This is a genomic window from Streptococcus danieliae, assembly GCF_013415245.1.
GTDB classification, from domain to species: domain Bacteria; phylum Bacillota; class Bacilli; order Lactobacillales; family Streptococcaceae; genus Streptococcus; species Streptococcus danieliae_A.
This window is the reverse complement of the sequence record NZ_JACBXX010000170.1, coordinates 1-3,760: the sequence shown is the minus strand read 5'-3', so window position 1 is coordinate 3,760 and position 3,760 is coordinate 1. Positions and strand designations below refer to the sequence as shown.

General features: G+C 44.4%; 5 protein-coding genes. All 5 read left to right on the top strand.

All coding sequences use genetic code 11. The features are described from left to right. Positions 1-146 precede the first annotated feature (146 nt). The 5 genes from HZY94_RS08325 (at position 147) to HZY94_RS08305 (ending at position 3,515) form a co-directional block, all read left to right on the top strand. The gene (locus tag HZY94_RS08325) at positions 147-707 is read left to right on the top strand and encodes a CYTH domain-containing protein (protein WP_179925771.1); all 561 of its coding nucleotides are present in this window, start codon (positions 147-149) and stop codon (positions 705-707) included. Between the two features lie 68 nt (positions 708-775). Further along, entirely contained in the window at positions 776-1,753 is a 978-nt protein-coding gene (locus tag HZY94_RS08320) for a ribose-phosphate diphosphokinase (protein WP_179925770.1), read from the top strand. After that, on the top strand, positions 1,750-2,862 hold the full coding sequence (locus HZY94_RS08315) for a cysteine desulfurase family protein (RefSeq protein ID WP_179925769.1): 1,113 nt from the start codon (positions 1,750-1,752) through the stop codon (positions 2,860-2,862). Before HZY94_RS08320 ends, HZY94_RS08315 begins: the two co-directional genes overlap by 4 nt. Positions 2,863-2,864: 2 nt before the next feature. Continuing rightward, positions 2,865-3,212, top strand: a complete 348-nt coding sequence (locus HZY94_RS08310) for a DUF1831 domain-containing protein (RefSeq protein ID WP_179925768.1) — start codon at positions 2,865-2,867, stop codon at positions 3,210-3,212. Positions 3,213-3,299: 87 nt separating this feature from the next. Next, entirely contained in the window at positions 3,300-3,515 is a 216-nt protein-coding gene (locus HZY94_RS08305; RefSeq protein WP_179925767.1) for a DUF4649 family protein, read from the top strand. Positions 3,516-3,760 lie beyond the last annotated feature (245 nt).

Below are 3,760 nucleotides of genomic sequence, written 5' to 3'. Positions count from 1 at the left end.
AAGATGAGTTTAAGACGTAAAAAGTTTCATCTGAGCATGGTCTTTGATAGATATTTAAAATCATTGCTGTAAAAAAAGGTTCTGACTGAAGAAAAAATCAGTTAGAACCTTTCATGCGTTTGTCGTGATGAAAGAGAGACCTAAAAATGCAACACTTGGAAATTGAATTCAAAAACTTACTGAAAAAAACGGAATATGACCGACTACGAGCCCTCTATCCAGATGTGACCCCCATCCACCAGACAAACTATTATATTGACAGTCCCCAATGGACCTTAAAAGAGCACGGCATGGCCTTACGCGTCCGTACCTTTGAAGAGGGAGCTGAATTGACCCTCAAAATTCCACAGGCCATTGGCAATATGGAATACAATCAAGAATTAACCAGCCTAGTTTGGCCCCTCTTCCCAGACCAGGTCCAACTGCCAGAAGGGACTATCCTGGACCTACTTCGCGAAGAGGGAATTGCCCTTGAACAATTGCGGGTGCTCGGTAGCCTCCATACAGAGCGCGTCGAAATCCAAGTCCCCATCGGACTCTTGGCCATTGATAAAAGTTCCTACTTTGATCAAATTGACTACGAATTAGAATTAGAAGTGACCAATCCAGCTCAAGGCTACAAGGACTTCCAGCAGTTTCTGCTTGAGCATGGAATTGACGAAAGAAAGGCTCCAACCAAGGTTGCTCGTTTTGCAGCAAAACTCTAGTGGGCTGTATCTTTTTAAGCAAAATTTGATAAAATAGAAACAAATACAAAAAGGAGTTCAACCCATCCATGATTGCGACACAAACCGACAAAAAGCAAATGAAGATCTTTTCCTTAAATTCAAATCCAGAGATTGCCGAACGCATTTCACAAGAAACAGGTATTCCACTCGGAAAACTCTCTTCACGTCAATTCTCAGATGGTGAAATCCAGATTAATATTGAAGAAAGTGTCCGTGGTTTTGACATCTATATTATTCAGGCAACCAGCTTCCCTGTTAACAACCATTTAATGGAGCTGCTCATCATGGTTGATGCCTGCAAACGAGCCAGCGCCAACTCCATCAATGTGGTAATGCCCTACTTTGGTTATGCGCGCCAAGACCGCACAGCTGCACCACGCGAACCAATCACAGCCAAGTTGGTAGCCAATATGCTGGTCAAAGCTGGTGTTACACGCCTGCTCACCCTTGATCTCCATGCGGTTCAAGTCCAAGGCTTTTTCAACATCCCAGTCGACAACCTCTTCACAATCCCTCTCTTTGCCCAACACTATTATGATAAGGGCTTATGCCAACAAGACGTGGTTGTTGTGAGTCCAAAGAACTCCGGTGTCAAACGGGCCCGTCAATTGGCCGAACTATTGGATTTGCCAATTGCCATCATTGACTACGCTCAAGACGATGCCGATCGTGAGGAAGGTTATGTCATCGGTGACGTAGCTGGCAAACGGGTCATTATGATTGACGACATCCTTAATACCGGAAAAACCTTCTCTGAAGCTGCCAAAATTCTAACCGCTGAAGGAGCGACTGAAATTTATGCCGCTGCCAGTCACGGCCTCTTTGCCGGTCAGGCGACTGAACTCTTGAATCAGGCCAACATTAAAGAAATTGTCGTAACCGATTCTGTTGCTACCAAACAGGCAATTCCAGACAATACTCTCCGCCTATCTGCCAGCAAATTAATCGGGGAGGCCATTGTGCGCATTCAAGAACGCAAACCGGTCAGCCCACTCTTTGATTTTCATAAAGAAGAAAGAAAATGATTTATTTAGACAACGCTGCAACTACCAAAATCAGTTCAAAAGCCATGGCTTCGATGATGGAGATTATGCAGGACCATTATGGCAACCCATCTAGTATCCATGGTCTAGGTAGGGATGCTCGCAAGTATTTACGCCAAGCGCGTGAATCCATCGCCAAGCAATTAGAGGTTTCAGCCGATCAGATTATTTTTACCTCTGGGGGAACAGAGGCCAACAACTTGGCCCTTTTCTCCTACGTCTTGGAGCATCAAGACCAGGGTAAACATCTGATCACAAGCGCAATCGAGCACCATTCGGTTCTAGAAGTTTTTCACCGCTTGGAACAAGACTATGCTTTTGAGGTGACCTACTTAGAACCACGAGACGGACAGCTGGCCATTGACGATTTCCAGGCCGCCCTACGAGAGGATACGATTTTGGTTTCCATGATGGCAGCCAATAACGAAACCGGTGCCCTACTTCCCATTGCCCAAATTGGAAAAATTCTGCAAGAGCATCCTGCAGCCTTTCATGTCGATGCGGTTCAATGGATGGGTAAACGGCCTTTTCATCCCCAAGAGCTGGGAGTCGACTTTGCGACAGCCTCGGCCCACAAGTTCCATGGCCCTAAAGGAGTTGGTTTCCTCTACACCAGTAAGCCCAAGCTAAAAAGTTTGATGCTGGGCGGTACGCAGGAAAATAAACACCGCGCGGGTACTGAGAATCTGCCAGCCATTGTCGGAATGGCTACCGCGCTTGAGGAAAGCCTGGAAAACTGGGAAGCCAAAGAAGAGCATATCCGCAACCTCAGACAAACACTTGTAGCTTCGTTACCAGCATCTGTAACTGTCAATGAAGCCAGCGACCAGCTTCCTCATGTTCTCAGTTTAGTGGTCCCTCAAGTCAGCAAGGATAGTTTATTGCTACAGTTGGATTTGGCGGGGATCGCTGTTTCTGGTGGTTCTGCTTGTACAGCCGGGACCTTGGAGCCAAGCCATGTCATCGCCGCTTGCTACCCCAACCAGCCTGAACGGAACAACCATTCCATTCGGATTAGTTTTTCGGATGATACCAGTTTAGACGAGGTTACTACTTTTACCCAAACACTTAAAAAAATAATCGGAGGATAAGTATGGCTTTTTCAACCAGTGTCCATCTACCCAACTCACCTTACCGTTACCACATTGATCCAGGCATCCGTAAATACACCCTGCGCGATACCACTTTTAGTCAGACCAAGACTGGAAACTATGAATTGCAACGACTACTAGAGGAAGTCCCTAACAGCGGGCAAGGCTTTCTTGTCAAAATTGCGGTCAAAGAAGATTTATCTGCCTTTCGTCTCACAGTTACTGATGCGACAGGTCTTCATAAAGTAGATATTTTCCAGGATAAGATTAGCCCTATCTATCGTGAAAAGTTTTTCTTCCTTATGGATAGCCTCGTAGACCGGAAGGTTTTCTCAAAAGAAGAGGTTTGATATTCAAAGAGCATGAGCATATTCGATTACTCTTGTAACTGAATGTGTTACAATCTTATCAAGAAGAAAAAAGGAGGCCAAACGCCTATGTATGAACTTCATTACACAGATTCCTATAAGATTGATCGCAGTCTGACCTTTGAACAATACAGTGATCTTACCCGCCAATTTTCTGGCTGCCTCGCAATTCCAGATTATTTGAAAGTCACTTCTTTCACACTCAATGGAGAAGACCTTGGTTTCCAAGGAACCCTAGGAGATGTCTATCGTTTTATCAGCAGTGATAGCTTCCCTCAAGCTTAATTCCCCTAAACAACCGAAAGTCAGCCTTTCGGTTGTTTTTTTGCCCTAATGAGAAAGGTTCGAGCAGGTCAATCCGATGCAATACTTTCCTTGAGTTAAGAAAACGCAGCAACTTCTAATACTAAATAAAAATCGAATTTTGAATTATAATAGATTGTATGAAATTGAAATTAGATAAACAACAAGAAACTGAATTGAGATTAGCTCTTAGAAATAAAGACTACGCTACTTATCATAGACGCATC